The organism is uncultured Jannaschia sp., from assembly GCF_947494055.1.
Lineage (GTDB): Bacteria > Pseudomonadota > Alphaproteobacteria > Rhodobacterales > Rhodobacteraceae > Jannaschia.
This window is the reverse complement of sequence record NZ_CANLTR010000145.1, coordinates 1-866: the sequence shown is the minus strand read 5'-3', so window position 1 is coordinate 866 and position 866 is coordinate 1. Positions and strand designations below refer to the sequence as shown.

Sequence of the window (866 nt, the reverse complement as noted above, 5' to 3'; positions counted from 1 at the left end):
GCCGAGATTGAAGCCGTCGTCTGACCTCAACGGGGAAAGGGGACCGCACACCTCAAGCGCAATTGCGCAACAACGTCCAAAGTAGCGAAAACTCGACGCTGCCAACCGCCTGCCGGAGATCGTTCAGGGCATTGAGTTCAAGGACGGGATCAAGGAGCTTCAACGCGCCGCCTGATCAGCCCGTCACCAACTTTCGGGCATAGTTCCGAGATCACTGAGCATTCACAGATACGTCGGGCCCACTAGAAACCGGCTCGCGTTGAGAAAAACCTACGACGACAATCGCGTAATGCCGGACCGGCCTCATGACCAGTTCCACCAATCGCGCTTCAACCATATCGTCCAGCGACTGCCGTTTGTGCATCGTCGCAACGGTAATGTTCAAAGGGCTCAGCTCTTGGCGCGCGTCAAGATCGGCCTTGCGACCCCCCGGTCTGGTATCATAGACCCACCAGCGGACAGGTGGCCGAGTGGTCGAAGGCGCGCGCCTGGAAAGTGCGTAGGCGGGAGACCGTCTCGAGGGTTCGAATCCCTTCCTGTCCGCCACTTGCCCTCGCGAAAGCGTTCTCCGGATCCGGCTCCGGCCGGATTTTCTCGTTGTTTTCGAGGGTTATGCGGGAGGGGCTGAGCACTAGCTAGGCCGGCGGCAGTCCCGGAAGCGGTCTCTCAGGGCCGATATTCTCCGGACCTGATGACTGCGCAGTTTTGGTGCATAGCTTGCAAGCATTTAAATTTTTACGCTTTCGACATCGTCGAGACTAAACACTTCGACGCCGGTGGCGTTCGTGAGAGGCCTTGTTGCGCAAAGCCTGCTTGGGATTCACATTGCGAGTCCAGCTGCATAGCTGGGCGACATGTCTAAGCCC

General features: G+C 58.3%; 1 tRNA gene. It reads left to right on the top strand.

What is annotated here, in order from left to right:
• Positions 1–456 precede the first annotated feature (456 nt).
• Positions 457–546 (top strand) — tRNA-Ser (locus Q1A87_RS23550).
• Positions 547–866: the final 320 nt, after the last annotated feature.